This window comes from Pseudomonas sp. PDM13 (assembly GCF_025685765.1).
In the GTDB taxonomy this organism is placed as follows: Bacteria; Pseudomonadota; Gammaproteobacteria; order Pseudomonadales; family Pseudomonadaceae; genus Metapseudomonas; species Metapseudomonas solani.
Genome location: NZ_JAOTQU010000009.1, coordinates 108,776 through 133,538, shown reverse-complemented (window position 1 = coordinate 133,538; position 24,763 = coordinate 108,776). Strand labels below are relative to the sequence as shown.

Here is a 24,763-nt window from a genome sequence, read left to right as displayed (position 1 = left end):
GCGCTACCAGCGGCCAGCGAAACGGCGCTGCCGCTGCGCTTACGGAAAAATGACGCCAACCGAACGGCGCAAGGCGCATTCCACCTGATTGCAGCATTCCGGCCATGTACCACCTGGTTAGTTTTTGCAATTGCACGGTGATGGCAAACCCCGTTTCAGACGGCTTTTTGACAGGCCCAGTGGCGACGATCGGTGATTAACAAGGGGGTTGCGTAGCCCTATAAAGCGTTCCGCGAGACGGCGTATATGCCTTCGGACGACACGGCAGCCCAGCTGCCATTACCTAGCCTTCACTTTTAGTTCGTGTGCAGTTGGCCGGATGCCGAAGTAAGTGATTACGTCTCGCGGATGAGAAGCACCCGACTGGAAGTTCTCTTAGAGAACTCAGTCATGATCGATCTCGGAACCTGGAACCTCACCATCCCCGTCGGCACCCCGTCCGTCACCATCGATACCCCCGCACTGGTCGGCGGCTATCAGGACAACTACTTCAAAGCGGCCAACGGCACCCTGTTCTTCTGGACCCCGGTGAACGGCAGCGCCACCTCCAATGCCGTGTACCCGCGCAGCGAACTGCGCGAGACCTTCGCCGACGGCAAGCTGCGCAACTGGACCTACGGCGCCGCCGACAACTATATGAGCGCCAACCTGGGCGTGAACCAGGTGCCCTCCAGCGGCAAGATCGTCATTGGCCAGATCCACGCCTACGGCAGCACCAGCCCGCTGCTCAAGCTGGAGTACCAGTACAAGACCAAGACCGGTACCGGCAACATCGTCGCCAAGGTGCGCAACACCCCCACCGACGAAGATGGCGCGGTGGTCACCCTGCTCAGCGGCGTGAAGCTGAACCAGCGCTTCACCTACGTCATCAACATGTCGCCCACCGGGCAGTTGAGCATCCTGGTCAACAGCACCCTGTTCACCCAGCAGCTGGCTTCCAGCTGGGCGCCCAAGCCGCTGTACTTCAAGGCGGGTGTCTACGCCCAGGACAACGCCGGTGATGCAACCGAAGCCGGCAGCGCCACCTTCTACAACCTGAAGCTCGAGCACCGGGCCCTGGCGACCACCGCCAAGTAAGGACGCAGCATGTGGGTTCCAGGCCCCGAAAAGCAGAAAGCCCCGCGAATGCGGGGCTTTCCGTTTCCAGCGAAGGGAAAACTCAGTTGACCTTGGCGGTCAGCTCACCCTTGGCATAGCGCTGGTACATGCCTTCCAGGGAGATCGGCTTGATCTTCGAGGCGTTACCAGCGGTGCCGAAGGCTTCGTAGCGGGCGATGCAGATGTCACGCATGGCGACGATGGTCTTGGCGAAGAACTTGCGCGGGTCGAACTCGCTCGGCTGCTCGGCCATCATGCGGCGGATGGCGCCGGTGGAAGCCAGGCGCAGGTCGGTGTCGATGTTGACCTTGCGCACGCCGTGCTTGATGCCTTCGACGATTTCCTCGACCGGCACACCGTAGGTTTCCTTGATGTCGCCGCCGAACTCGTTGATCACCTTCAGCCACTCTTGCGGCACCGAGGAGGAGCCGTGCATCACCAGGTGGGTGTTGGGGATGCGCTTGTGGATCTCCTTGATGCGCTCGATGGAGAGCACGTCGCCGGTCGGCGGCTTGGTGAACTTGTAGGCGCCGTGGCTGGTGCCGATGGCGATGGCCAGGGCATCGACCTGGGTCTTCTTGACGAAGTCCGCGGCTTCTTCCGGATCGGTCAGCAGCTGGCTGTGGTCCAGCACGCCCTCGGCGCCGACGCCGTCTTCTTCACCGGCCATGCCGGTTTCCAGGCTGCCCAGGCAACCCAGTTCGCCTTCCACGGACACGCCGCAGGCGTGGGCGAAGGCCACGGTCTGCTGGGTCACGCGGACGTTGTAGTCGTAGTCGGCCGGGGTCTTGCCGTCTTCACGCAGGGAGCCGTCCATCATCACCGAGGAAAAGCCCAGCTGGATGGAGCGCTGGCACACGTCCGGGCTGGTGCCATGGTCCTGGTGCATGCACACCGGGATGTGCGGGAACTCTTCGATGGCCGCGAGGATCAGGTGGCGCAGGAAGGGCGCGCCGGCGTATTTGCGGGCACCGGCGGAAGCCTGGACGATCACCGGGGAATCGGTCTTGTCGGCCGCTTCCATGATGGCGCGCATCTGTTCCAGGTTGTTGACGTTGAAGGCCGGGACGCCGTAGCCGAATTCGGCGGCGTGGTCCAGCATCTGGCGCATGCTGATGAGTGCCATGGTGTTTCAGTCTCCCGAGTGGGTGGGCATTCGAAATGCGAAGCCTGCCGCAGGGGCAGGCCATGTTCAAGTTCCATGAAGGACGGCGAACGTCCTCCCGTAAAAACCGGCCGGCGATGAAGCCGGCCCGGTGAAATCATCGGCGCCGGTTCAGGGCGCCTTGCAGCCGCGGCCGATCAGGTCATCGGTGGCGACCCAGTAGACCAGCCCTTCGTCACCCTTGGTGTGGAAGGCCAGGCGGCTGTCGCTATAGAGCACGCCGGACCCCGAAGGTTCTCGGGTCAGGCGGTAGACGATATCGCCACCGCCCAGGCGCAGGTCCACCTGCTCCTGGTTGGCATCGGCGAAGCGCCACAGCACCTCGGCCTGGCTGTCGCAGACCCAGCGGGTCCACTCGTCGGCCGGCGCCTGGGCGCCCGCACAGCCGCCCAGCGCCAACAGCGCCGCGAGGGCGAACATGCCTTTCATCCTTTCACTCCCTTGGCCAGAAGGCCGTTCACCCGCAATGGGTCATGGACAGTGCTGCTCCTGGCTGCCGTTGACGGTGGGGTCACCGCTGCTCTGGGCCTCGACGCGCTGGTCATCCTGGGATTGCGGCAGGATGACCTGGGGCGGGCTCATCACCTCGCAGGTGGACGGCGCGGAAGCACCGCCCGCACAGCCGGCGAGCATCGCGAACAACGACAGCAGGATCAGGTTGGTACGCATGGCGGCAACTCCTTTTCTCGGGTCCTGTTCAAGGGACCACGGGCCACCGCCATGGTTTAGCCGCTATTTCAGGCCCTGATTCAGGCCTTGGCGCGTTGTTCCAGCACTTCAACGGCCGGCAGCACCTTGCCCTCGACGAACTCGAGGAACGCACCACCGCCAGTGGAAATATAGGAGATGCGCTCGCCAACGCCGTACTTGTCGATGGCAGCCAGGGTGTCGCCACCGCCAGCGATGGAGAAGGCCGGGCTCTCGGCGATGGCCTGGGCCAGGACCTTGGTGCCGTTGCCGAACTGGTCGAACTCGAACACGCCCACCGGGCCGTTCCAAAGGATGGTCTTCGACGACTTCAGCAGCTCGGCGAACTGGGCGGCGGTCTGCGGGCCGATGTCGAGGATCATGTCGTCGTCGGCGACGTCGGCGATGGCCTTGACGGTGGCTTCGGCGGTTTCGGCGAATTCCTTGGCCACCACCACGTCAACCGGCAGCGGCACGCTGACCTTGGCGGCGATGGCGCGGGCGGTTTCCAGCAGGTCGGCTTCGTGCAGGGACTTGCCCACCTTGTAGCCGGCAGCGGCGAGGAAGGTGTTGGCGATGCCGCCGCCGACGATCAGCTGGTCGCAGATCTGGCTCAGCGAGTTGAGCACGTCGAGCTTGGTGGAGACCTTGGAGCCGGCGACGATGGCGGCCATCGGGCGGGCCGGGTTGCCCAGGGCCAGGCCCAGGGCTTCCAGTTCGGCGGCCAGCAGCGGGCCGGCGGCGGCGACCTTGGCGAACTTGGCCACGCCGTGGGTCGAGCCCTCGGCGCGGTGGGCGGTGCCGAAGGCGTCCATCACGAAGACGTCGCACAGGGCGGCGTACTTCTGCGCCAGCTCGTCGGCGTTCTTCTTCTCGCCCTTGTTGAAGCGCACGTTCTCGAACAGCACCACCTGGCCGGGGGCGACATCGACGCCGTCCAGGTAGTCGGCCACCAGGGGCACGTCACGGCCCAGGGCCTTGGCCAGGTACTCGGCCACCGGCGCGAGGCTGTTCTCTTCGGAGAACTCGCCTTCGGTGGGACGACCCAGGTGCGAGCAGACCATTACCGCCGCGCCCTTCTCCAGTGCCAGCTTGATGGTCGGCAGGGAGGCGAGGATGCGCGCATCGCTCTTCACGACACCGTCCTTCACCGGGACGTTGAGGTCTTCGCGAATCAGTACGCGCTTACCCTGGAGGTCGAGGTCGGTCATTTTCAACACGGTCATGGGGGTCAGTCCTTCACGGGGCTGGATGTTGTGGAAGCAGCGGAAACCCGCAGGTAGTGGCCTGCGGTGTCGAGCATGCGGTTGGCGAAGCCCCATTCGTTGTCGAACCAGGCCAGCAGGTTGACCAGGCGCGGGCCGGACACGCGGGTCTGGCTGCCGTCGACGATGGCGGAATGGGGGTCGTGGTTGAAATCACAGCTGGCGTGGGGCAGCTCGGTGTAGGCCAGCAGGCCCTTGAGCGGGCCGCTTTCGGCGGCCTCGCGCAGCACGCGGTTGATCTCGGCGGCACTGGTGTCCCGTGCGGTCTGCAGGGTGATGTCGAGGCAGGACACGTTCACTGTAGGCACGCGGATGGCCTTGGCCTGGATGCGCCCGGTCAGTTCCGGCAACAGGCGCTCGATACCCCGGGCCAGGCCGGTGGAGACCGGAATCACCGACTGGAAGGCCGAACGCGTGCGGCGCAGGTCTTCGTGGTGATAGGCGTCGATTACGGGCTGGTCGTTCATCGCGGAGTGGATGGTGGTGATGGAGACGTACTCCAGACCCACCGACTCATCGAGAAGTTTCAGCAGGGGCACACCGCAGTTGGTGGTGCAGGAGGCGTTGGAGACCAGGGTCTCGGTGCCGACCAGGCTGTCCTGGTTGACGCCGTAGACGATGGTGGCGTCGATATCCGCCTCGCTGGCCATGGGCTGGGAGAACAGCACCCGTGGCGCGCCGGCCCGCAGGAAGCGCTCGGCCTGGGCACGGTTGGTGTACTGGCCGGAGCATTCGAGCACCAGGTCGACACCCAGCGCCGCCCAGTCGATCCCCTCGGGGGATGGGTTGCGCAACACCTTCACGCAGTCGCCGTTGATGTGCAGGCAGTCGCCATCGACCTTCACGTCACCCGGGAAGCGGCCGTGGGTGGAGTCGAAGCGCGTCAGGTACTCGATGCTGGCCTGATCGGCCAGGTCATTGAGGGCGACGATCTCGAAGCCATCACGCCCACCGCGCTCATGCAGGGCACGCAGGACGCAACGACCGATACGGCCGTAGCCGTTCAGGGCAACGCGGAAAGGAAGATTGGACATAGCCGCAAGCCGCACGCGACAAGCTGCAAGTCAAGGCGGAGGCAAGATGTGCTCTTGCTTGCCGCTTGAGGCTTGCAGCTTGCAGCTGGCGTCAGTCCTCCAACAGTTCTTCAGCAGTGGCGACGACGTTCTCGACGGTGAAGCCGAAGTGCTCGAACAGGGCCGGGGCCGGGGCGGATTCGCCGAAGCTGGTCATGCCGATCACGCGGCCTTCCAGGCCCACGTACTTGTACCAGTAGTCGGCGTGGGCGGCTTCGATGGCGATGCGCGCACCGACTTCCAGCGGCAGCACGGACTGCTTGTAGGCAGCGTCCTGCTGGTCGAACAGGCTGGTGGACGGCATGGAGACGACGCGGACCTTGCGGCCAGCGGCGGTCAGCTGGTCGAAGGCCTGCACGGCCAGGCCGACTTCCGAACCGGTGGCGATGAGGATCAGCTCGGGCTCGCCGTCGCAGTCCTTGAGCACGTAGCCGCCACGGGCGACGTTGGCCAGCTGGGCCGCATCGCGTGCCTGGTGGGGCAGGTTCTGGCGGGAGAAGATCAACGCGCTCGGGCCGTCCTTGCGTTCGATGGCCGCCTTCCAGGCCACGGCGGATTCCACCGCGTCGGCGGGGCGCCAGGTGTCCAGGTTCGGGGTGCTGCGCAGGCTGGTCAGCTGCTCGATCGGCTGGTGGGTCGGGCCGTCTTCGCCCAGGCCGATGGAGTCGTGGGTGAAGACGTAGAGCACGCGCTGCTTCATCAGGGCGGACATGCGCACGGCGTTGCGGGCGTATTCCATGAAGATCAGGAAGGTCGCGCCGTAGGGGATGAAACCGCCGTGCAGGGCGACGCCGTTCATGATGGCGCTCATGCCGAACTCGCGCACGCCGTAGAACATGTAGTTGCCGGCGGCGTCTTCGGCGGAAACGCCCTTGCAGCCTTTCCACAGGGTCAGGTTGGAGCCGGCCAGGTCGGCGGAGCCGCCGAGGAACTCGGGCAGCAGCGGGCCGAAGGCGTTCAGGGCGTTCTGGCTGGCCTTGCGGCTGGCGATAGTCTCGCCCTTGGCGGCGACTTCGGCGATGTAGGCGGCAGCCTGGGTGGCGAAGTCGGCGGGCAGCTCGCCCTTCACGCGGCGCTGGAATTCAGCGGCCAGCTCGGGGTGGGCGGCGGCGTAGGCGGCGAAGCGCTCGTTCCAGGCGGCTTCACGGGCGGCGCCGGCTTCCTTGGCGCTCCACTCGGCGTAGATGTCGGCCGGGATTTCGAAGGGTGCGTGGTTCCAGCCCAGGTTGGCGCGGGTCAGGGCGATCTCGTCGTTGCCCAGGGCAGCGCCGTGGCACTCTTCCTTGCCCTGCTTGTTGGGCGAGCCGAAGCCGATGATGGTCTTGCAGCAGATCAGGGTCGGCTGCGCGCTCTTGCGAGCGGTCTCGATGGCGGTGCGGATCTCGTCGGCGTCATGGCCGTCGACATTGCGGATCACCTGCCAGCCGTAGGCTTCGAAGCGCTTCGGGGTGTCATCGGTGAACCAGCCATGGACTTCGCCATCGATGGAGATGCCGTTGTCGTCGTAGAAGGCGATCAGCTTGCCCAGGCCCAGGGTGCCGGCCAGGGAGCAGACCTCGTGGGAGATGCCTTCCATCATGCAGCCGTCGCCGAGGAAGGCGTAGGTGAAGTGGTTGACGATCTCGTGGCCTTCGCGGTTGAACTGCGCACCCAGCACCTTCTCGGCGAGGGCGAAGCCCACGGCGTTGGCGATGCCCTGGCCCAGCGGGCCGGTGGTGGTCTCGACGCCGGCGGTGTAGCCATATTCCGGGTGGCCCGGGGTGCGGCTGTGCAGCTGGCGGAAGTTCTTCAGGTCGTCGACGGTGACGTCATAGCCGCTGAGGTGCAGCAGCGAGTAGATCAGCATCGAGCCGTGGCCGTTGGACAGCACGAAACGGTCGCGGTCGGCCCACTGCGGGTTGTTCGGGTTGTGCTGCAGGTAATCCCGCCACAACACTTCGGCGATATCGGCCATGCCCATGGGGGCGCCGGGGTGGCCGCTGTTGGCTTTCTGCACCGCATCCATGCTGAGGGCACGAATGGCATTGGCACGCTCACGACGGCTGGGCATCGCTGATCTCCTGCGGGTCTGAAAAGACGCTGAACGAAAAAAGGCGGCTATTTTCGCCCAGCGGGCAGGCATCGGGCAATGACAGATGGTCGAAGATGCGCCTCCTTGTCCTTTCAGCCCCGCGCCGGGCCCGTCAGCGGGCATAGGCAGGGGGCGCGGAACAGCTCGCCGTGCCAGGCACCGGCCAGGGTGCGACGCATCACCAGCAGCCAGACGGCGAACAGTTGCAGCGCCAGCAGGGCACCGACGGCGCCGAAGAACGCCAGGCCGGTCTGCCGCTGCAGCTCGAAGGTGGCCAGAGCGAACACACCCAGCGGGAAGGTGAAGCCCCACCAGCCCAGGTTGAAGGCCATGCGCTGGCGGATGTAGCGGCGGGTGAACAGGCAGGCCGTCACCCACCACCAGAACCCCGCGCCCCAGAGCGCCAGCCCGCCCACCAGGCCGATGCCCGGCAGCAGGTCAGCCAGGCCCTGCAGGGGCGAACCGGCAAGGGCGCCCGGCGCCGCATGCCCCAGCGCCAGCAGGCCCAGGCAGCCGGTGGCCAGCGGCCCCAGGGGCAACCAGCTGGTGGCGGCGAAATCGGTGTCCGGCAGCTTGTGCAGGGCCAGGCGCAGCAGCACCAGGGTGATCAGCGAGAAGGCCAGGGTCATCGACAGGCCCCACAGCAGGTAGCCCATCACCAGCAGCAGGCGCGCGTCGGCGGCATCCAGGTGCGGGGCGATGACGCCCGCGCTGGCGGCGGCCACCTCGGGCGCGACGATGGGCAGCAGCCAGACGGCGGTGAGCTTCTCCAGCGCATGCTCCTGGCGGGTGAACATCAGGTAGGGCACCAGCAGCGCCGCGCCCAGGGCCAGGGCCACGTCCAGCCACCAGAGGCCATGGGCCACGGCATAGGCGGTGGCGCCCCAGTGCGGGCCGCCATAGAGCACCAGGCCGTTGACCAGGGTGGCCAAGCCCATGGGGATGGCGCCGAGGAACATCGACTGCACCGGGTGCGCCAGCATCGGCTCGATGGTGTCCGGGTGCAGCAGCAGGCGCGCCAGGAACAGCCCGGCACAGGTGGCGAACAGCAAGGCGTTGAACAGCCACAGCGCCTCGCCGAGGCGGTGCAGCAGCGGCAGCTGCCAGGGCAGCGTACCCAGCACCAGGGCCAGCACACCGGTGCCCATGGTCACGGCGAACCAGCCGGGGATGAAATGGCGCACCAGGGCGCGAGGGTCGGTGAGGCGAGTCATTGGGCGAGGCATGGTGGCTCCGGTCGGGTAGTCCCGTTGCAGACGATGACTGCACAGTAAATCCGCCATGTGCTATACGAAAAATACATCCTTGATATGCACGACATGCCTTTTATTTATGAATCTTCATCACCTCAAGGTGTTCCTCGCCGTTGCCGAGAGCGGCAGCATCAGCGGCGGTGCCGAGCGCCTGCACATCAGCCAGCCGGCGGTCACCCGTGAAGTGCGTGAGCTGGAAGCCCGCCTCGGGATCACCCTCTTCGACCGCCAGCCCCGCGGCGTGACCCTGACAGAAGGCGGCCTGCGCCTGCACCGCTATGCGCAACGCATCTTCGCCCTGGAACAGGCCGCCGAAGCGGACCTGCGCAGCTTCGCCGGCCTCGACGACGGCGAACTGCGCCTGGGCGCCAGCGCCACCCTGGGCAGCTATCTGCTGCCCGACCTGATCGCCCGATTCCATGTCCGGCACCCGGAAATCCGCGTGGATCTGCAGGTCAGCAACACCCGCGAGATCACCCAGGCGCTGGCCGACGAACGCATCGCCCTGGGCTTCGTCGAGGGCGACTTCGATCGCACCACCCATGCCTTCCATCTGCTGGAATGCGATCGCCTGCTCCCGGTCTGCAGCCCCACTCACGCCCTCGCGGACCGAGGCCGCCTGGCCGCGGCCGAGCTGGCCGGCCAGGCGCTGTACCTGCGCGAGGAGGGCTCGGGCACCCGCGCCAGCATCGAGCAGGCCTATGCCCGCCAGGGCCTGGAGGTGCGTGCGCGCATGGCCATCGCCAGCACCGAAGCGCTGAAGCGCCTGGTGCGCGACGGCCAGGGCATCGCCTGGCTGTCCCAGCGGGTCATCGACGACGACCTCGCCGCCGGCCGCCTGGTCGCCCTCGAGGTGGAAGACCTGCGCATCGAGCGCGAACTGCACCTGCTGTGGCACCCGACCCGCACCCTGAGCCCCGCACCAGCAGCGTTCCTGGCGGCGATCCTGGACAAAAAATAACCACCTATCGGCAATATCAAAACTTTTTGATATTGCCGTTGCGAGCGGTTGGAGCGGGGACTAGACTGCGCTCCCTATGAACCTGCGCGTCCCCCAGATCCGCCACGACGACTGCGATGAGCTGGCCGCACTGTGCAAGGCCGGGGGCGACCCCCTGCGCCTGAACGTGCTGCGCGCCCTGGCCAACGATTCGTTCGGGGTGCTGGAGCTGGCGCAGATCTTCGCCACCGGTCAGTCCGGCATGAGCCATCACCTCAAGGTGCTGTCCCAGGCAGGGCTGGTGGCCACGCGCCGCGAAGGCAACGCGATCTTCTACCGCCGCGCCATCGCCCGGGGCGAGCGCTTCGGCGGCACCCTGCACGGGGCGCTGCTGGACGAGGTGGACAGCCTGCAGCTGCCCCTGGACGTACTGGCGCGGATCGCCGAGGTGCATGCCCAGCGCGAGGCGGTGAGCCGCGAGTTCTTCGCCCGCTCGGCGGAGAAATTCCAGGCCCAGCAGGACCTGATCGCCGGCCTGCCGCAGTACCGCGACAGCGTGCTGGCCCTGCTGGATGCACTGAACCTGCCGGCCAGCGCCTGCGCCCTGGAAGTGGGCCCGGGCGACGGGGGCTTCCTCCCCGACCTGGCCAGGCGTTTCGCCCGCGTCACCGCGCTGGACAACAGCCCGGCGATGCTGGAACTGGCGCGCAGCCGCTGCGCCGCCGAAGGATTGGGCAACGTCGAGCTCAAGCTCGCCGACGCCCTGGATGACGAACACGAGGCTGCCGACTGCGTGGTGCTGAACATGGTCCTGCACCATTTCGCCGCCCCGGCCGAGGCCCTGAAGCAGCTGGCTCACCACCTCCTTCCGGGGGGCAGCCTGCTGATCACCGAGTTGTGCAGCCACAACCAGAGCTGGGCCAGGGAGGCCTGCGGCGATCTCTGGCTCGGCTTCGAACAGGACGACCTGGCCCAGTGGGCCGGCGCCGCGGGGCTGACGCCCGGCGAGAGCCTCTACATTGGTTTAAGAAACGGCTTTCAGATTCAGGTGCGGCACTTCGCCAAGCCGGCTTCGAGAAGCGACCTCACCCACCGGTATTAAAGGAACCGTTAGATGAGCGAATACTCCCTCTTTACCTCCGAATCCGTGTCCGAAGGCCATCCGGACAAGATCGCCGACCAGATTTCCGATGCCGTCCTCGACGCCATCATCGAGCAGGACAAGCACGCCCGCGTGGCCGTGGAAACCCTGGTCAAGACCGGTGTCGCCATCGTCGCCGGTGAAGTCACCACCAGCGCCTGGGTCGACCTCGAGCAGATCGTCCGCGACGTCATCTGCGACATCGGCTACACCAGCTCCGACGTCGGCTTCGACGGCGCCACCTGCGGCGTGATGAACATCATTGGCAAGCAGTCCCCGGACATCAACCAGGGCGTCGACCGCGCCAAGCCGGAAGACCAGGGCGCCGGTGACCAGGGCCTGATGTTCGGCTACGCCAGCAACGAGACCGACGTGCTGATGCCGGCCCCGATCCGCTTCTCCCACGCCCTGGTCGAGCGCCAGGCCGAAGCCCGCAAGTCCGGCCTGCTGCCGTGGCTGCGCCCGGACGCCAAGTCCCAGGTCACCTGCCAGTACGAGAACGGCAAAGTGGTCGGCATCGACGCCGTGGTGCTGTCCACCCAGCACAACCCGGAAGTCAGCCTGAAGGACCTGCGCGAAGCGGTGATGGAGCTGATCATCAAGCACAGCCTGCCCGCCGAGCTGCTGCACAAGGACACCCAGTTCCACATCAACCCGACCGGCAACTTCGTGATCGGCGGCCCGGTGGGCGACTGCGGCCTGACCGGTCGCAAGATCATCGTCGACTCCTACGGCGGCATGGCCCGTCACGGTGGCGGCGCCTTCTCCGGCAAGGACCCGTCCAAGGTCGACCGCTCCGCTGCCTACGCCGGCCGCTACGTCGCCAAGAACATCGTTGCCGCCGGCCTGGCCGAGCGTTGCGAGATCCAGGTCTCCTACGCCATCGGCGTGGCACTGCCCACCTCCATCTCGATCAACACCTTCGGCACCCACAAGATCGCCGAAGAGAAGATCATCCAGCTGGTGCGCGAAGTGTTCGACCTGCGTCCCTACGCCATCACCAAGATGCTCGACCTGCTGCACCCGATGTACCGCGACACCGCGGCCTACGGCCACTTCGGCCGTACCCCGGAGCACAGGACCGTCGGCAACGACAGCTTCAGCACCTTCACCTGGGAGAAGACCGACAAGGTCGACGCCCTGCGTGCCGCCGCCGGCCTGTAAGGCTTCGCGACATGAAAAAGCCCCGCATTCGCGGGGCTTTTTCTTTGCTGTACCGGTACTGGCGAAAATCAGGAAATCTTCAGGCTGCCCCCGAGGTACATGAGGCCCAGGCCGGCAGCCAGTACCAGCAGCGGAGAGCGCTGCACCGGCTCGTTGGCCGCGAAGATGACCTGCGAGATCGGCGGGAAGATGAAGTTGAATACCACGCACAGCATGGAAACCTGGATGCCTCGCGCCACCGACCAGATCCAACCCGCCAACGCGATGAATAAGCCTACCGTAGCCATTTGCCACTCCCTGTGAGAAAGAGCGGCGATCCTACCAGCGCGCGCCCTTTCTGCGTAGCCCGCACTTCAGTCCAGGGTTTCACTCACCTTCGGCCCGATCTACATCCCGGGCCGTGAAGCAACGCAGCTTTCATTTCGCTGCCCTGTTGCTAGAATCCGCGCCCTCTCGCCCCTCCCTCACGAATGACTCAAGCGCCCGGGGCGAGCAAGCATTGGCGCTGGAGCCCAAGGAGATACCCATGCGCATCACGTCCATTCTTCCCGCCGCCCTGTTCGCAGCCCTGTTCGCCGTCCAGGCGCAGGCCGTCGACCTGGGCAACCCCCTGGGCGACAAGCTCAACAAGGGCTGCGAGGAAAAGAGCGCAGAAGCACAGGCCAAGCTGGATGAGGCCAAGAAGGAACAGAGCGGCCTGGGTTCCAGCCTGCTCGGCTCGGTGGCCGACAAGGCCGAGAAGCAACTGTCCGAAGGCTGCGAGAAACTCGACGAAGCCCAGAAAGGCTGAGTCGCGGGGGCCGGCGCGAGTCGGCCCTTCATGTCAGCCTCAACCGCACGTACGCCTTCCCCCAGGCAACGCCCGCCGCTCGGATCCGCCGCTTTACAGCCCCGTCCCTTGCCGTCGCACATCACGGCAGCCGGCTCCAATCCCACCAGCCTCGTTCCCTGCCAGGCGCCCCGCCGCCCTTCCACGGTGCAACACCGCCCCGATTGCCCCCCTGAGCGCTGTCCCCCAGCGAAGCCGTCAAGGATGTTCTGCTGCCTCCTTTCGGGCATGGAGCCCGTCCCACCCTCACGGAGGCCCGCATGCCCACTCCCCTGCCCACCCGCCTGCTCGCCCTGGTCCTTTGCCTGCCCGCCTTCGCCCTCGCTGATTGCCCAACCTGGAGCGATGCCCGCGCCGAGCGCGAACTGCTTGCCCTGCGCGAACAATTGACCGACTGGGAACACAGCTACCACCGCGACCGCCTATCACCCATCCCCGACGAGATCTACGACCAGGTGCATGCGCGCTTCGCCGAACTGCGCCAGTGCTTCCCCACCACCGTCGTGGAAGACACGCGGCCCCTTGGCTCCGTCGAAGGCAAGCACCCGCACCCCGTGGCCCAGACCGGCCTCGACAAGCTCGCAGACGCCAAGGCCCTGCAGGACTGGATGCGCACCCGCCATGACCTGTGGGTGCAACCCAAGGTGGACGGTGTGGCGGTCACCCTGGTCTACCGGGCAGGGCGCCTGCAGCAGGCCATCAGCCGGGGCGACGGCGAGCGCGGCGAGGACTGGACCACCAACGCCCGGCGCATCCCCGCCATTCCCGAGCGCCTCGCCACCTCCAGCGACTTGCTGTTGCAAGGCGAGCTCTACTGGCAGCTCCCCGGGCACATCCAGGCCCAGGTCGGCAGCCGGGGCGCGCGCGGCATGGTTGCCGGGCTCATGGCCAGGCACAACCTGGGCGCGGAGGAAGCCCGGGGCATCGGCCTGTTCATCTGGGACTGGCCCGGTGGGCCGGAGGGCATGCTCCAGCGCCTGGATGGCCTAGCGCGCCTGGGCTTCACCGATACCCAGCGCTACACCCTGCCGGTGCACAACGCCGAGCAGGCGGCCCAGTGGCGCGAGCACTGGTACCGCAACGCCCTACCCTTCGCCAGCGATGGCGTGGTAATCCGCCAGGGCTTGGCGCCCGCCGCACACACCTGGCAGGCGCGACCTCCGCACTGGGCCATCGCCTGGAAATACCCCTTCGCCCAGGCCCTGGCCGAGGTGCGTCGGGTGGAGTTTCTCGTCGGCCGCACCGGTCGCGTTACCCCGCGCCTGCTGCTCTCGGCGGTGACCCTGGATGATCGGCGCATCCAGCGCGTCAGCCTGGGCTCCCTGGGGCATTGGCGCGAACTGGATATCCGCCCCGGTGATCAGGTGGCCATCGCCCTCGCCGGGCTGACCATTCCACGCCTGGAGTCGGTGGTGCTGCGGGCCAGCGAGCGCGTGGCGCTGGAGGTGCCGGACCAGACAGCCCTGCACGCCCTCAGCTGCTGGCGGCCGACACCGGGCTGCCAGGCGCAATTTCTCGCCCGGCTGGAATGGCTGTCCGGCCGCGGTGGCCTGGCCATGCGCGGTGTCGGGCCGGGCACCTGGGAGCGCCTTCTGGCGGCTGGCAAGCTGGACGGCCTGCTGGATTGGCTGGAACTGGAAGAAGAGGAGCTGCAGGGCATCCCCGGGTTTGCCCAGCGCAACGCCGCGCGCTTCACCCAGGCGAGCGCCATGGCGAAACGCCAGGGTTTCCAGCGCTGGCTCAAGGCCCTGGGCCTGCCGCCCAGCAGCGGTGCGCCACTGGATGGTGGCTGGGAGCGATTGGCACGCCGCACCCAGGCCGAGTGGCAAGCCACCCCGGGCCTGGGGCCGGCCCGCGCACAGCAGTTGGAGGCCTTCTTCCGCCACCCGGAGGTGCAGGCCCTGCGCGAGCGCCTGGCATCGGCGGGCGTCGAGGGTTTCGCTCCGCCTCAGTAGGCGCGGAATTCCTTGTGGCACGCCTCGCAGGCGTCTTCGGCCTTCTGCACCAGCGGCGCCATGGCGTCCGGGTTCAGCGGGCGGGCCGCACTGGCGGCGGCGAGCTGGCCGGTGGCGGCTTCCAGTTCGCGGGCCAGGGTCTGGAAACGCTCCTGACGCTGCCAGACTTCGTCACGGGCGTCGCTGTCACCTTCGTCACGCACCTTGGGGAAGTGCTGCCACGGCTGGTGGGACAGCTGGTCGAGCTTCACCGCGTTCTCGGCGAATTTCTGCTCGTTGAAGTCGACACGGCCACGCAGCATGCCGCCCATGTCTTCACTGGTGTGCAGCATCTGCTTGAAGATCGCCTGGCGTTTGCCCAGGGGCGAATTGGGGTCGACACCGTCGCAGGCGGCGAGCGTCAGGCAGGCGGATAGCAGGATCAGGACAGTCGTTCTTTTCATGGCGGATCACGGGGTACTACGGCGAGCGGGGCGCACAGTATCGGTAGATGCCAGGCAAATACCAAGGGTGGCGACAGTTTGTCGCAGATCATTGCAAGGCCGATAAGCCGGGCGCGAGCGCCCATCCGCAGCCACAATGACAACCAACCGAAACCACCCGAGCGAGGCAACTTCATGAACCTGCCCACCCTGCTGCTACTCACTACCGGCCTCACGCTGGCAGGCACCGCCGCTGCCGCCGACACGCCACTCACCGGCTGTACGGCCAAGCGCCAGGCCATCGAATCACGCATCGAACAGGCCCGCGCCCACGGCAACGATGCGCAGGTCGCCGGCCTGCAGAAAGCCCTGGACGAAGTGAAGGCCCACTGCACCGACGCCGGCCTGCGCCAGCAGCGCGAGGACGACATCGCCAAGCGCCGCGCCGAGGTGCAGGAACGCGAAGCCGACCTGCGCGAAGCCCAGGCCAAGGGCGATGCCGGGAAGATCGCCAAGCGCGAGGCCAAGCTGGCCGAAGCCCGCCGGGAACTCAGCGCCGCCGAGGCGGAACTGCAGCGCTGACCCCAGCGGCGCCCGCCTCAGGCGGAGACGAAGAAGAAGCTGGCGATCAGCCCCATGCCGGCGAACCAGACCAGTGAACGCAGCGCCGCCCAGTCGGCCAGGTAGCAGACGAAGTAGGCGATGCGACTGGCGACGAAGGCCATGGCCAGGGTGTCCAGGGTGCCTTGCTCGGCGCCGCCGGCGAGGTGGCCGATGACCACGGCGATGCCGAATGCCGGGGTGACTTCGAAGGCATTCAGCTGGGCATTGTTGGCGCGCTTGCGCCAGCCTTCCAGGCCGGCGAGGAAGGTGCGCGGGTCATGGTTCTGCCGGGGGCCGAAATCCCCTCCGGTGAACTTCGCCGCAGCAGTGGACAGGTAGGGCAGAAACAGCGCGACCAGCACGCACCAGTAGGCTAGGGTCATTGAAGGCTCCAAGGGGGCAGGGAAAGCCCCGAGGCTGCGCCAGGTACCGTTCGTCGTCCATGGCCGGTCAAAACGTGCCGATCGGCACATCGGCCAATGGCCACGACTGTCCGTCGACGAGGTCGCCTGTTCTAATCACCCCTTTTTCAAGGACGAGAAAAGCCCATGCCCCGCCTTGCCATCCTTCTGCTCACCGCCTTGCTGCTCAGCGGCTGCGGCTACAACGCCATGCAAAGTGCCGACGAACAGGTCAAGGCCGACTGGTCCGAGGTGGTCAACCAGTACCAGCGCCGCGCCGACCTGATCCCCAACCTGGTCAGCACCGTGAAGGGCTACGCCGCCCACGAACAGGCCGTGCTCGCCCAGGTGGCCGAGGCCCGGGCCCAGGTCGGCAGTGTTCGGCTCGATGCCGGCCAGCTCACGGACGAGCAGGCGGTGAAAAACTTCCAGAACGCCCAGGGCCAGCTCAGCTCCGCGCTGTCGCGCCTGCTGGCGGTCAGCGAAAACTACCCGCAGCTGAAGGCAGACAGCCTGTTCCAGGACCTGCTGGCGCAGCTCGAAGGCACCGAGAACCGCATCACCGTGGCGCGCTCGCGCTACGTCAAGGCCGTGCAGGCCTATAACGTGCTGGTCCGCCAGTTCCCCGGCAATCTCACCGCCATGGCCTTCGGTTACCAGCCCAAGGCCAACTTCAGCGTCGCCAACGAGGCCGAGGTGTCGGTGGCACCCAAGGTGGACTTCAGCACCGCTCCGCACCGGGAAGGCTGACCATGCGCGCCCACCTGATCGCCCTGCTGCTGTTGCTGGCCAGCGCCTGCGTCAGCGCCGCACCAGCGGTGCCCGCCCTCAAGCAGCGGGTCACCGATCTCACCGCCACCCTGGACGCCAGCCAGAGCGCCGCCCTCGAAGCGCGGCTCGCCGCCCTGGAGACGGAGAAAGGCGCGCAGATCGCCGTGCTGATCGTCGCCAGCACCGGCGAGGACAGCATCGAGACCTATGCCACCCGGGTGTTCGAGCAATGGAAGCTGGGGCGCAAGGGCGTGGACGACGGCATCCTGCTGCTGGTGGCCAAGGACGACCGTGCCTTGCGCATCGAGGTGGGCTACGGCCTGGAAGGCGCGGTGACCGATGTGCAGGCGGCGCGCATCATCCGCGAGCGCATCACCCCGGCCTTCCGCGAAGGCGATTTCTTCGGTGGCATCCAGGCCGGCACCGACACCCTCTCGGGCCTGGTACGCGGCGAACCACTGCCAGAGCCCACCGCCAGGGACCGCCAACCAGACACCGTCAGCCTGCTCGGCGTCGTGCTGTTCTTCGCGCAGTTCTTTGCCGCACCGGCATTGGTCAAGCGCATCCCCAGGCCTTGGGCACGCCAGCACAGCGGCAGGCGCTACTTCTCCTGCGTCGGCCTGGTGACCCTGGCCACCTTCATCTACTGCCTGGTGACGCTGACGCCCATCGACCTGCTGCTGTTCTTCACCATCACGGCGGGCTTCATCGGCCTGTTCGTGTTCATCTTCATCGTCGCGCCGCTGTCCTCCTGGCAGTTCAGCGTCGGCTCGGGCTCGTCCGGCGGCTCATCGGGCAGCGGTTCGAGCAGCTCGTCCAGCAGCTCCGGCGGAGGCTTCAGCGGGGGCGGCGGCTCCAGCGGTGGAGGCGGAGCCTCCGGGCGCTGGTAACCGGTCAGTCCTTGAACTGGTCGCGGATGTAGCTGATCTCGGTCTTGCCGTGGGGGGCGGGCTTGCCGTCCTCGCCGAGGTTGACGAAGACCATGCGGTCGATGGTGAGGATGCTCTTGCGGGTGATCTTGTTGCGCACTTCGCAGCGCATGGTCAGGGAGGTGCGGCCGAACTCGGTGGCGGTGATGCCCAGTTCGATGATGTCGCTCTGGCGCGCCGAGCTGACGAAGTTGATCTCCGACATCAGCTTGGTCACCACGCGCTGGCTGCCGAGCTGGATGATGGCGTAGATCGCCGCCTCCTCGTCGATCCACTTCAGCAGGCTGCCGCCGAAGAGGGTGCCGTTGGGGTTCAGGTCCTCGGGCTTGACCCATTTGCGCGTATGGAAATTCATCTGTCGTTCTCCTCGCTTCGTTGACGCGAAGGATGATGGCAGAGCCCCGTTGCGCTGTCCCGGCAGCGAAATCAATCACGTCGATAGAGTGCTCGCCGCACGACGGAAAGCCTTGGGCAGATCGCCTCACACGGCTATAATCCCCCGGTTTCACGCGGCTTCATGGCCGCGCCCGCCACCTGTCCGAGGGGCGCTGCAGCAGACCTGTTCCAGAAAGGGTTTGTCAGGCTCGGATGGGGCGTTACCCAAACGCATCAACGGCGCCCATTCGCACACAACGAATGGAGAGTTCGCATGAGCGCTGTTATCACGCCTGCCGATTTCAACGATTACAAAGTCGCCGACATTTCCCTCGCTGCCTGGGGCCGTCGCGAACTGATCATCGCCGAATCCGAAATGCCCGCCCTGATGGGCCTGCGCCGCAAGTACGCCGCCAGCCAACCGCTGAAAGGCGCGAAGATCCTCGGCTGCATCCACATGACCATCCAGACCGGCGTGCTGATCGAGACGCTGACCGCCCTGGGCGCCGAAGTGCGCTGGTCCTCCTGCAACATCTTCTCCACCCAGGACCAGGCCGCTGCCGCCATCGCCGCCGCCGGTACCCCGGTATTCGCCTGGAAGGGCGAGACCGAGCAGGAGTACGAGTGGTGCATCGAGCAGACCATCCTCAAGGACGGCCAGCCCTGGGACGCCAACATGGTGCTGGACGACGGCGGTGACCTGACCGAGATCCTGCACAAGAAATACCCGCAGATGCTCGAGCGCATCCACGGTGTCACCGAAGAGACCACCACCGGCGTGCACCGCCTGCTGGACATGCTCAAGGCCGGCACCCTGAAAGTCCCGGCGATCAACGTCAACGACGCCGTGACCAAGAGCAAGAACGACAACAAGTACGGCTGCCGTCACAGCCTCAACGACGCCATCAAGCGCGGCACCGACCACCTGCTGTCGGGCAAGCAGGCCCTGGTGATCGGCTACGGCGACGTGGGCAAGGGCTCCGCCCAGTCCCTGCGTCAGGAAGGCATGATCGTCAAGGTGTCCGAAGTCGACCCGATCTGCGCCATGCAGGCCTGCATGGACGGCTTCGAGCTGGTCTCCCCCTACAAGAACGGCCTCAATGACGGCACCGAAGCCAGCGTCGACGCCGCACTGCTGGGCAAGATCGACCTGATCGTCACCACCACCGGCAACGTCAACGTCTGCGACGCCGGCATGCTCAAGGCCCTGAAGAAGCGCGCCGTGGTCTGCAACATCGGCCACTTCGACAACGAGATCGACACCGCCTTCATGCGCAAGAACTGGGCCTGGGAAGAGGTCAAGCCGCAGGTGCACAAGATCCACCGCACCGGCGCCGGTTCCTTCGACCCGGCCAACGACGACTACCTGATCCTGCTGGCCGAAGGCCGCCTGGTGAACCTGGGCAACGCCACCGGCCACCCGAGCCGCATCATGGACGGCTCCTTCGCCAACCAGGTACTGGCGCAGATCTTCCTGTTCGAGCAGAAGTACGCCGACCTCTCCGCCGAGAAGAAAGCCGAACGCCTGACCGTCGAAGTACTGCCGAAGAAACTGGACGAGGAAGTGGCCCTGGAAATGGTCAAGGGCTTCGGTGGCGTCGTCACCCAGCTGACCAAGCAGCAGGCCGACTACATCGGCGTCACCGTCGAAGGCCCGTTCAAGCCGGACAGCTATCGCTACTAACCAGCAGCGGCAAGCTTCAAGCCGCAAGCTGCAAGCGGGCACGTCTCGCTTGCAGCTTGAAGCTTACGGCTTGCAGCTGAGAAGGAACCCTTCTCCATGTCTCAAGAACGCCGCTACAGCTTCGAGTTCTTCCCCACCAAGACCGAAGCCGGGCATGAAAAACTGCTGAACAACGCGCGTCAGCTGGCTACCTACAAGCCGGACTTCTTCTCCTGCACCTACGGTGCCGGCGGCTCGACCCGCGACCGTACCCTCAACACCGTGCTGCAGCTCGATGGCGACGTGAAGGTGCCGACCGCGCCGCACCTCTCCTGCGTCGGCGACAGCAAGGCCGACCTGCGCAGCCTGCTCGAGCAGTACCAGGCCGCCGGCATCAAGCGCATCGTCGCGCTGCGTGGCGACCTGCCTTCGGGCATGGGCATGGCCAGCGGCGAACTGCGCCACGCCAACGAGCTGGTGGAGTTCATCCGCGCCGAGACCGGCGACCACTTCCACATCGAAATCGCCGCCTACCCGGAAATCCACCCGCAGGCGCGCAACTTCGAGGACGACCTGGCCAACTTCGCCCGCAAGGCCAAGGCCGGAGCCAACAGCGCCATCACCCAGTACTTCTTCAGCGCCGACTGCTACTTCTACTTCGTCGACCGCGTACGCAAGCTGGGCGTTGACCTGCCGATCGTTCCGGGCATCATGCCGATCACCAACTACAGCAAGCTGGCACGCTTCTCCGACGCCTGCGGCGCCGAGATCCCGCGCTGGATCCGCAAGCAGCTGGAAGCCTACGGCGACGACCTGGACAGCATCCAGGCCTTCGGCGAGCAGGTGGTGACCGAAATGTGCGAACGTCTGCTCCAAGGCGGCGCACCGGGCCTGCACTTCTACACCCTGAACCAGGCCGAACCCAGCCTGGCCATCTGGAACAACCTCAAACTGCCACGTTGAGGCGAAGGGCCGGCGGCAGGATGCGCCGGCCCCCTCACTCAAGGAAGAGACCATGACGATCACGCCACGCCTCGCTCCGCTCGCCCTGCTCATCGGCTTCGCCAGCCCCGGCGCCTTTGCCAGCTTCGACTTCGTCTGCAGCCCCACCTGGGCCATCGCCGGCGACCGCCTGCTGGGTTGCAGCAACCTGCCCTTCCTCAGCCCCGGCAACGACAGCCGCGCCAACCTGCAGCTGCTGCTGGCCGATGCCGGCCACCTGCGCCTGCCGGAAACGCTGAAGTCCACCAGCGGCTACGAGGACGGCTACGCCCAGGTGCCCTTCACCCTGGAGATGCTCGACCCGGCCAATGCCGAGGCAGCCGCCAGCGAGAGCAGCGGCGAAGGCGAAGAGAGCGATGCCGAGAACACCGAGGCCGAGCAGAAGGACCCGCGCAAGGAGAACCTCACCCTGGCTCTCGAGCAGGTAGGCGTGCAACTGGAAGAGAACGGCCTGGCCGAGCACTACTTCGCCGAAGGTGAGGGCAACCGCTGCCGCACCAACGACCTCGACAGCACCCAGGCCTTCGTCGACCAGTTGGCCGGCACCGAGGCGCTCTCGGCCGCCGAGCGCAAGGCCCTGGCCGATGCCCGGGTCAACCTGATGACCATCTGTGGCGAAGGCGACCCGCAACCCGAGGACGTGCTGCCCGCCGCCGGCGCGCTCACCTCCCCGGTCGCCCAGGCCTTCGGCGCCTACCTGACCGGTGCCGACGCCTTCTACCGCGGCGACTTCGCCGGTGCCGGCCAGCAGTTCGCCGGCCTCGCCTCCAGCGACCAGCCCTGGCTCAAGGAAACCGCCCTGTACATGCAGGCGCGTGTCGCGCTGAACCAGGCCCAGCAGGACGCCTTCGACGAGTACGGCGTTCCCGACCTGGCGAAGATCGACCGCAACGCCATGACCAGCGCCGAGTCGGGCCTCAAGGCCTACCTGCAGGCGTACCCGGAAGGGCTTTACCGCGCCTCCGCCCGTGGCCTGCTGCGCAAGGTCTACTGGCTGCTGGACGACCCGCGCAAGTTCGCCGCCGAGTACGCCTGGCAGTTTGCCCAGGACGAGGACAGCGACCAGCGCAACATGAGCGGCCGCGCGCTGATCGAGGAGCTCGATGTCAAGCTGCTGCCGGCGCTCAAGCCCGACGATGTCCAGGACCCGACCCTGCTCGCGGTGATGGACCTGATACGCCTGCGCAAGCCCGGCAGCGACCTCAGCCCGACCATCACCCTGGAACAGCTGCAGGCACAGAAGCAACGCTTCGCCAGCCAACCCGGCCTGCACGATTACCTCGTCGCCTCCTGGCACTTCTACCGTGGTGGCGATGCCGCCAAGGCCCTGGCCGCCCTGCCGGCTGGCGACACCCAGGCGCCCATGGGCCTGCTGGTGTTCAGCCAGGAAACCCTGCGCGGCCTGGCGCTGGAAGCCACCGGCAAGCCCGATGCGGCGCGTGAGCTCTGGCAGCAACTGCTGACTCGCCAGCCTTCCGCGCTGCAACGCGGCCAGCTGGAACTGGCCCTGGCTTTGAACCTCTCGCGCAACGGCAAGGTGGCCGAGATCTTCGCCGCCGACTCGCCGATCCGCACCGCGCCCATCCGCGAGATCGTCCTGCGCAACGTCGCCTCGGCCGACCTGCTGCGCCAGCAGGCCAAGGACAGCGCCGTACCTGCCGCCGAACGTGACAACGCCCTGTTCACCCTGCTCTACAAGGAGCTGCTGTTCAGCGACTACGCCCACTTCCAGCAAGACCTCGCCCTGCTGCCAAACCCGGCGCCCAAGGTAGAGGAAGGCGAGACCTGGGCAGTCGGGCGCTTCGCCTGGGCCGGCCAGTCCGCTCCCGGCGAGTACGCCTGCCCGCCGCTGGCCAAGGTGGCCGAGCGGCTGGAAGAAAACGACGGTGATGGCCTGGCGCTCAACTGCCTGGGCGACTTCGTCCGCATCAACGGCCTGGACGGTTTCAGCCTCAATGGCCAGCCATCGAAAGACGAACTGGGCGGCTCGACCACCGACTTCCCCGGCCAGCCCTGGTCGCGCCTGGCCGGCTACCAGCGGACCATCGACGACCCTCACGCCAGCGCCGACGAGATGGCCTACGCGCTGTTCCGCGCGGTGAACTGCTTCGCCCCCGCCGGCTACAACACCTGCGACAGCCAGGACATCGACAAGGCCCAACGCAAGCAGTGGTTCCAGGACCTGAAGAAGGACTACCCGGGCAACCCCTGGGCGCAGAAGCTCAAGTACTACTGGTAAGCGACGCGTGATCGCCAGGGCACTGGCCCTGCTGCTGGCCCTGGCGAGCCTCCCCGGTATCGCCGGGGAGCGGGTGGATGCTGCCGACTACGACGCCTTCTGGGTCTGGAGCGGCGTGCGCTCCCAGGCGGTGCTGGCCGAGGCACGCACCCTGTACATCCTCCAGGGCCAGATCGACGGACCGCGCCAGCCCGGTGACCCGCAGGCGCGCTTCATCGCCCAGGGCATGGCGGTGCCGCGCCTGTCCAAGGGTGAAGTCTGGGTGGTCTACCGCGCCCATACCCTGCGCTGGACCGAGCCCGTCTACGCCACCTTGCTCGCCCAGCTGGAGCGCTGGCGCCGCGCGGGCAACCCGGTGGTCGGCGTGCAGATCGACTTCGATGCCCGCACCCTGCACCTGGACGGCTACGCCGACTTCCTCGAACAGCTGCGCCAGCGCCTGCCCCGGCAATACCGCCTCGGCATCACCGGCCTGCTGGACTGGGGCAGCAACGGCGACCCGGCGGTGCTCAACCGCCTGGGCAAGGTGCTCGACGAGGTGGTGGTGCAGACCTACCAGGGGCGCCACAGCATCCCCGACAACGCCCGCTACCTGCCACGGGTCGCGAAGCTGCAACTGCCCTATCGCATCGGCCTGGTGCAGAACGGCGAGTGGGAGCCACCGGACTACCTGGAAGACAGCCCCTGGTTCCGCGGCTACGTGGTGTTCCTGCTCAATCCCTGACCAGCCGAACGGCACATGGGGTCACTTCCCAGCGTGGGGGGCCCCGCGTATTCTGGCCCTATGCCAGCATCCCGTCGCCTCCTCGTCCTGTTGCTGTTCGCCTGCCTCGGCTCCTTCGCCAACGCGGGGCCGCTGCGCATCGTCACCGATCCCTGGGCGCCCTATGTCTTCGTTGAGAACGGCCAGGCACGCGGCCTGGACTATGATGCCAGCGTCGAGGTGTTCAAGCGCCTGGGCGTGGAGGTGCAGTGGGACTTCATGCCCTGGAAGCGCTGCCTGATCGAGATGGAGAACGGCCAGGCCGACGCCGTGCTGGATATCTTCATGACCGAAGAGCGCCGTCCCCGCCTGCATTTCGCCGACGAGCCGCTGTCCAGCGCCGAGTTCGTGCTCTTCTATGACCGCGCCCGCCCCTACCCCTTCAACCGCCTGGCCGACCTCCAGGGCCTGAAGGTCGGCACCTCACCGGGCTACTGGTATAGCGACAGCGGCTTCCGCACCTCCGAGCTGTTCACCCGCGAGCCGGCGCCGAATCACGAGGCCAACCTCGGCAAGCTGGTGCGCGACCGCGTCGACCTGGTGGTCAACGACCGCCGCGCCGGGCTATGGCTGGCGCAGCACCTGGGGCTCGCCGAACAGGTCGCCCACCACCCCCGTCCGGTGGGCGAAGACCCGCTCTACCTGGCCTTCCGCCGCACCCCCGAACTGGGCGAACTGGCCCTGCGCTTCGCCGAGGAGCTGCGCCGCTTCAAGCTGGAGCCGGCCTACGCCACGCTGCAGGCGCGCTACCAGGTGCGCGAACAGGCCTGGGCCGACGGCCTGGATCGCAGCACACCGTTGAGCAGTCGATAGGCTGCACGCCGGAATTGCTCTGTTATACTCCCGGCTCCCGCCAGGCATACGCCCGGATGTTGGCCCCCCAAGCCAGCAGGACCGGACGGGAATCGCGCCTCCCCGCTGCGATTTTCTAGCCAGGCAGACACTCCCCCGGGC

25 protein-coding genes and 1 riboswitch are annotated in these 24,763 nt (G+C 66.7%); of the genes, 14 read left to right on the top strand and 11 right to left on the bottom strand.

Going from position 1 to position 24,763, the window contains the following annotated elements; all coding sequences use genetic code 11:
• Window positions 1–390 precede the first annotated feature (390 nt).
• Complete coding sequence (locus tag OEJ36_RS12110) at window positions 391–1,077, top strand: polysaccharide lyase family 7 protein (RefSeq protein WP_263401681.1); 687 nt, start codon at window positions 391–393, stop codon at window positions 1,075–1,077.
• A gap of 82 nt (window positions 1,078–1,159) precedes the next feature.
• On the opposite strand, the gene fba is transcribed toward OEJ36_RS12110, so the two are convergent.
• From fba to OEJ36_RS12075, 7 genes are all read right to left on the bottom strand, one after another.
• Window positions 1,160–2,224, bottom strand: a complete 1,065-nt coding sequence (gene fba, locus OEJ36_RS12105; RefSeq protein WP_021222606.1) for a class II fructose-bisphosphate aldolase — start codon at window positions 2,222–2,224, stop codon at window positions 1,160–1,162.
• Window positions 2,225–2,374: 150 nt separating this feature from the next.
• The gene (locus OEJ36_RS12100) at window positions 2,375–2,692 is read right to left on the bottom strand and encodes an MliC family protein (protein ID WP_184488443.1); all 318 of its coding nucleotides are present in this window, start codon (window positions 2,690–2,692) and stop codon (window positions 2,375–2,377) included.
• Window positions 2,693–2,734: 42 nt separating this feature from the next.
• On the bottom strand, window positions 2,735–2,932 hold the full coding sequence (locus tag OEJ36_RS12095; protein WP_021222608.1) for a hypothetical protein: 198 nt from the start codon (window positions 2,930–2,932) through the stop codon (window positions 2,735–2,737).
• A gap of 80 nt (window positions 2,933–3,012) precedes the next feature.
• Window positions 3,013–4,176: a phosphoglycerate kinase gene (locus OEJ36_RS12090; RefSeq protein WP_263401680.1), complete on the bottom strand. Its 1,164-nt coding sequence runs from the start codon at window positions 4,174–4,176 to the stop codon at window positions 3,013–3,015.
• Window positions 4,177–4,181: 5 nt separating this feature from the next.
• A complete protein-coding gene (epd, locus tag OEJ36_RS12085) occupies window positions 4,182–5,249 on the bottom strand; it encodes an erythrose-4-phosphate dehydrogenase (RefSeq protein WP_263401679.1) in 1,068 nt (355 codons plus the stop codon).
• Window positions 5,250–5,340: 91 nt separating this feature from the next.
• Window positions 5,341–7,338, bottom strand: a complete 1,998-nt coding sequence (tkt, locus tag OEJ36_RS12080) for a transketolase (RefSeq protein WP_043240790.1) — start codon at window positions 7,336–7,338, stop codon at window positions 5,341–5,343.
• Window positions 7,339–7,451: 113 nt separating this feature from the next.
• A complete protein-coding gene (locus tag OEJ36_RS12075; protein ID WP_263401678.1) occupies window positions 7,452–8,585 on the bottom strand; it encodes a TDT family transporter in 1,134 nt (377 codons plus the stop codon).
• Window positions 8,586–8,691: 106 nt separating this feature from the next.
• Between OEJ36_RS12075 and OEJ36_RS12070 the strand changes: the two genes are divergently transcribed.
• From OEJ36_RS12070 to metK, 3 genes are all read left to right on the top strand, one after another.
• Window positions 8,692–9,573 carry a LysR family transcriptional regulator gene (locus tag OEJ36_RS12070; protein WP_263401677.1) on the top strand — a complete coding sequence of 294 codons (882 nt, stop codon included), beginning with the start codon at window positions 8,692–8,694 and terminating at the stop codon, window positions 9,571–9,573.
• Window positions 9,574–9,649: 76 nt separating this feature from the next.
• Window positions 9,650–10,654: an ArsR/SmtB family transcription factor gene (locus tag OEJ36_RS12065; protein WP_263401676.1), complete on the top strand. Its 1,005-nt coding sequence runs from the start codon at window positions 9,650–9,652 to the stop codon at window positions 10,652–10,654.
• Window positions 10,655–10,666: 12 nt separating this feature from the next.
• Entirely contained in the window at window positions 10,667–11,857 is a 1,191-nt protein-coding gene (gene metK, locus OEJ36_RS12060) for a methionine adenosyltransferase (RefSeq protein ID WP_263401675.1), read from the top strand.
• Between the two features lie 68 nt (window positions 11,858–11,925).
• Here metK and OEJ36_RS12055 read toward each other — a convergent pair whose 3' ends face one another.
• Window positions 11,926–12,144 (bottom strand): hypothetical protein, encoded by a 219-nt coding sequence (locus tag OEJ36_RS12055; RefSeq protein WP_263401674.1) that lies wholly within the window; start codon window positions 12,142–12,144, stop codon window positions 11,926–11,928.
• 239 nt (window positions 12,145–12,383) lie between these two features.
• Here OEJ36_RS12055 and OEJ36_RS12050 point away from each other — a divergent pair, with 239 nt between their 5' ends.
• Both OEJ36_RS12050 and ligB read left to right on the top strand, forming a co-directional pair.
• Entirely contained in the window at window positions 12,384–12,647 is a 264-nt protein-coding gene (locus tag OEJ36_RS12050) for a hypothetical protein (protein WP_263401673.1), read from the top strand.
• 299 nt (window positions 12,648–12,946) lie between these two features.
• A complete protein-coding gene (gene ligB / locus OEJ36_RS12045; protein ID WP_263401672.1) occupies window positions 12,947–14,641 on the top strand; it encodes an NAD-dependent DNA ligase LigB in 1,695 nt (564 codons plus the stop codon).
• On the opposite strand, the gene OEJ36_RS12040 is transcribed toward ligB, so the two are convergent.
• Window positions 14,635–15,084 (bottom strand): c-type cytochrome, encoded by a 450-nt coding sequence (locus OEJ36_RS12040; protein ID WP_263401671.1) that lies wholly within the window; start codon window positions 15,082–15,084, stop codon window positions 14,635–14,637. The genes ligB and OEJ36_RS12040 overlap by 7 nt on opposite strands.
• Window positions 15,085–15,258: 174 nt before the next feature.
• Between OEJ36_RS12040 and OEJ36_RS12035 the strand changes: the two genes are divergently transcribed.
• Entirely contained in the window at window positions 15,259–15,645 is a 387-nt protein-coding gene (locus OEJ36_RS12035) for a DUF1090 domain-containing protein (RefSeq protein ID WP_263401670.1), read from the top strand.
• Window positions 15,646–15,662: 17 nt separating this feature from the next.
• Here the strand turns inward: OEJ36_RS12035 and OEJ36_RS12030 are convergent, their stop codons facing one another.
• Entirely contained in the window at window positions 15,663–16,049 is a 387-nt protein-coding gene (locus OEJ36_RS12030) for an MAPEG family protein (protein ID WP_021218394.1), read from the bottom strand.
• A 165-nt stretch (window positions 16,050–16,214) separates the two neighbouring features.
• Here OEJ36_RS12030 and OEJ36_RS12025 point away from each other — a divergent pair, with 165 nt between their 5' ends.
• Window positions 16,215–16,817: a LemA family protein gene (locus tag OEJ36_RS12025; RefSeq protein WP_263401669.1), complete on the top strand. Its 603-nt coding sequence runs from the start codon at window positions 16,215–16,217 to the stop codon at window positions 16,815–16,817.
• A 2-nt stretch (window positions 16,818–16,819) separates the two neighbouring features.
• Window positions 16,820–17,728, top strand: a complete 909-nt coding sequence (locus OEJ36_RS12020; RefSeq protein ID WP_263401668.1) for a TPM domain-containing protein — start codon at window positions 16,820–16,822, stop codon at window positions 17,726–17,728.
• Window positions 17,729–17,732: 4 nt separating this feature from the next.
• Here OEJ36_RS12020 and OEJ36_RS12015 read toward each other — a convergent pair whose 3' ends face one another.
• Window positions 17,733–18,122: an acyl-CoA thioesterase gene (locus tag OEJ36_RS12015; RefSeq protein ID WP_021218391.1), complete on the bottom strand. Its 390-nt coding sequence runs from the start codon at window positions 18,120–18,122 to the stop codon at window positions 17,733–17,735.
• A gap of 179 nt (window positions 18,123–18,301) precedes the next feature.
• A riboswitch (S-adenosyl-L-homocysteine riboswitch) is annotated at window positions 18,302–18,395 on the top strand.
• Window positions 18,396–18,416: 21 nt separating this feature from the next.
• Here OEJ36_RS12015 and ahcY point away from each other — a divergent pair.
• The 5 genes from ahcY to OEJ36_RS11990 all read left to right on the top strand — a co-directional run bounded on the left by ahcY (window position 18,417) and on the right by OEJ36_RS11990 (window position 24,622).
• Window positions 18,417–19,826 (top strand): adenosylhomocysteinase, encoded by a 1,410-nt coding sequence (gene ahcY, locus OEJ36_RS12010; RefSeq protein WP_021218390.1) that lies wholly within the window; start codon window positions 18,417–18,419, stop codon window positions 19,824–19,826.
• A gap of 96 nt (window positions 19,827–19,922) precedes the next feature.
• A complete protein-coding gene (gene metF / locus OEJ36_RS12005; protein ID WP_263401667.1) occupies window positions 19,923–20,768 on the top strand; it encodes a methylenetetrahydrofolate reductase [NAD(P)H] in 846 nt (281 codons plus the stop codon).
• Between the two features lie 52 nt (window positions 20,769–20,820).
• Window positions 20,821–23,046 (top strand): hypothetical protein, encoded by a 2,226-nt coding sequence (locus OEJ36_RS12000; RefSeq protein ID WP_263401666.1) that lies wholly within the window; start codon window positions 20,821–20,823, stop codon window positions 23,044–23,046.
• A 10-nt stretch (window positions 23,047–23,056) separates the two neighbouring features.
• Window positions 23,057–23,770 carry a DUF3142 domain-containing protein gene (locus OEJ36_RS11995; protein ID WP_411860996.1) on the top strand — a complete coding sequence of 238 codons (714 nt, stop codon included), beginning with the start codon at window positions 23,057–23,059 and terminating at the stop codon, window positions 23,768–23,770.
• Window positions 23,771–23,830: 60 nt separating this feature from the next.
• A complete protein-coding gene (locus tag OEJ36_RS11990; RefSeq protein ID WP_263401665.1) occupies window positions 23,831–24,622 on the top strand; it encodes a substrate-binding periplasmic protein in 792 nt (263 codons plus the stop codon).
• Window positions 24,623–24,763 lie beyond the last annotated feature (141 nt).

What these genes read in the sequence shown, in the direction of transcription:
- OEJ36_RS12020 (WP_263401668.1), top strand. Translation starts at nt 16,820, where the DNA reads ATGCGCGCCCACCTGATCGCCCTGCTGCTGTTGCTGGCCAGCGCCTGC.
- OEJ36_RS12035 (WP_263401670.1), top strand. Translation starts at nt 15,259, where the DNA reads ATGAACCTGCCCACCCTGCTGCTACTCACTACCGGCCTCACGCTGGCA.
- OEJ36_RS12050 (WP_263401673.1), top strand. Translation starts at nt 12,384, where the DNA reads ATGCGCATCACGTCCATTCTTCCCGCCGCCCTGTTCGCAGCCCTGTTC.
- ahcY (WP_021218390.1), top strand. Translation starts at nt 18,417, where the DNA reads ATGAGCGCTGTTATCACGCCTGCCGATTTCAACGATTACAAAGTCGCC.
- epd (WP_263401679.1), bottom strand. Translation starts at nt 5,249, where the DNA reads ATGTCCAATCTTCCTTTCCGCGTTGCCCTGAACGGCTACGGCCGTATC.
- fba (WP_021222606.1), bottom strand. Translation starts at nt 2,224, where the DNA reads ATGGCACTCATCAGCATGCGCCAGATGCTGGACCACGCCGCCGAATTC.
- OEJ36_RS11990 (WP_263401665.1), top strand. Translation starts at nt 23,831, where the DNA reads ATGCCAGCATCCCGTCGCCTCCTCGTCCTGTTGCTGTTCGCCTGCCTC.
- ligB (WP_263401672.1), top strand. Translation starts at nt 12,947, where the DNA reads ATGCCCACTCCCCTGCCCACCCGCCTGCTCGCCCTGGTCCTTTGCCTG.
- metK (WP_263401675.1), top strand. Translation starts at nt 10,667, where the DNA reads ATGAGCGAATACTCCCTCTTTACCTCCGAATCCGTGTCCGAAGGCCAT.
- OEJ36_RS12000 (WP_263401666.1), top strand. Translation starts at nt 20,821, where the DNA reads ATGACGATCACGCCACGCCTCGCTCCGCTCGCCCTGCTCATCGGCTTC.
- OEJ36_RS12065 (WP_263401676.1), top strand. Translation starts at nt 9,650, where the DNA reads ATGAACCTGCGCGTCCCCCAGATCCGCCACGACGACTGCGATGAGCTG.
- tkt (WP_043240790.1), bottom strand. Translation starts at nt 7,338, where the DNA reads ATGCCCAGCCGTCGTGAGCGTGCCAATGCCATTCGTGCCCTCAGCATG.
- OEJ36_RS12015 (WP_021218391.1), bottom strand. Translation starts at nt 18,122, where the DNA reads ATGAATTTCCATACGCGCAAATGGGTCAAGCCCGAGGACCTGAACCCC.
- OEJ36_RS12025 (WP_263401669.1), top strand. Translation starts at nt 16,215, where the DNA reads ATGCCCCGCCTTGCCATCCTTCTGCTCACCGCCTTGCTGCTCAGCGGC.
- OEJ36_RS12030 (WP_021218394.1), bottom strand. Translation starts at nt 16,049, where the DNA reads ATGACCCTAGCCTACTGGTGCGTGCTGGTCGCGCTGTTTCTGCCCTAC.
- OEJ36_RS12095 (WP_021222608.1), bottom strand. Translation starts at nt 2,932, where the DNA reads ATGCGTACCAACCTGATCCTGCTGTCGTTGTTCGCGATGCTCGCCGGC.
- OEJ36_RS12070 (WP_263401677.1), top strand. Translation starts at nt 8,692, where the DNA reads ATGAATCTTCATCACCTCAAGGTGTTCCTCGCCGTTGCCGAGAGCGGC.
- OEJ36_RS12040 (WP_263401671.1), bottom strand. Translation starts at nt 15,084, where the DNA reads ATGAAAAGAACGACTGTCCTGATCCTGCTATCCGCCTGCCTGACGCTC.
- metF (WP_263401667.1), top strand. Translation starts at nt 19,923, where the DNA reads ATGTCTCAAGAACGCCGCTACAGCTTCGAGTTCTTCCCCACCAAGACC.
- OEJ36_RS12090 (WP_263401680.1), bottom strand. Translation starts at nt 4,176, where the DNA reads ATGACCGTGTTGAAAATGACCGACCTCGACCTCCAGGGTAAGCGCGTA.
- OEJ36_RS12055 (WP_263401674.1), bottom strand. Translation starts at nt 12,144, where the DNA reads ATGGCTACGGTAGGCTTATTCATCGCGTTGGCGGGTTGGATCTGGTCG.
- OEJ36_RS12100 (WP_184488443.1), bottom strand. Translation starts at nt 2,692, where the DNA reads ATGAAAGGCATGTTCGCCCTCGCGGCGCTGTTGGCGCTGGGCGGCTGT.
- OEJ36_RS12110 (WP_263401681.1), top strand. Translation starts at nt 391, where the DNA reads ATGATCGATCTCGGAACCTGGAACCTCACCATCCCCGTCGGCACCCCG.
- OEJ36_RS12075 (WP_263401678.1), bottom strand. Translation starts at nt 8,585, where the DNA reads ATGCCTCGCCCAATGACTCGCCTCACCGACCCTCGCGCCCTGGTGCGC.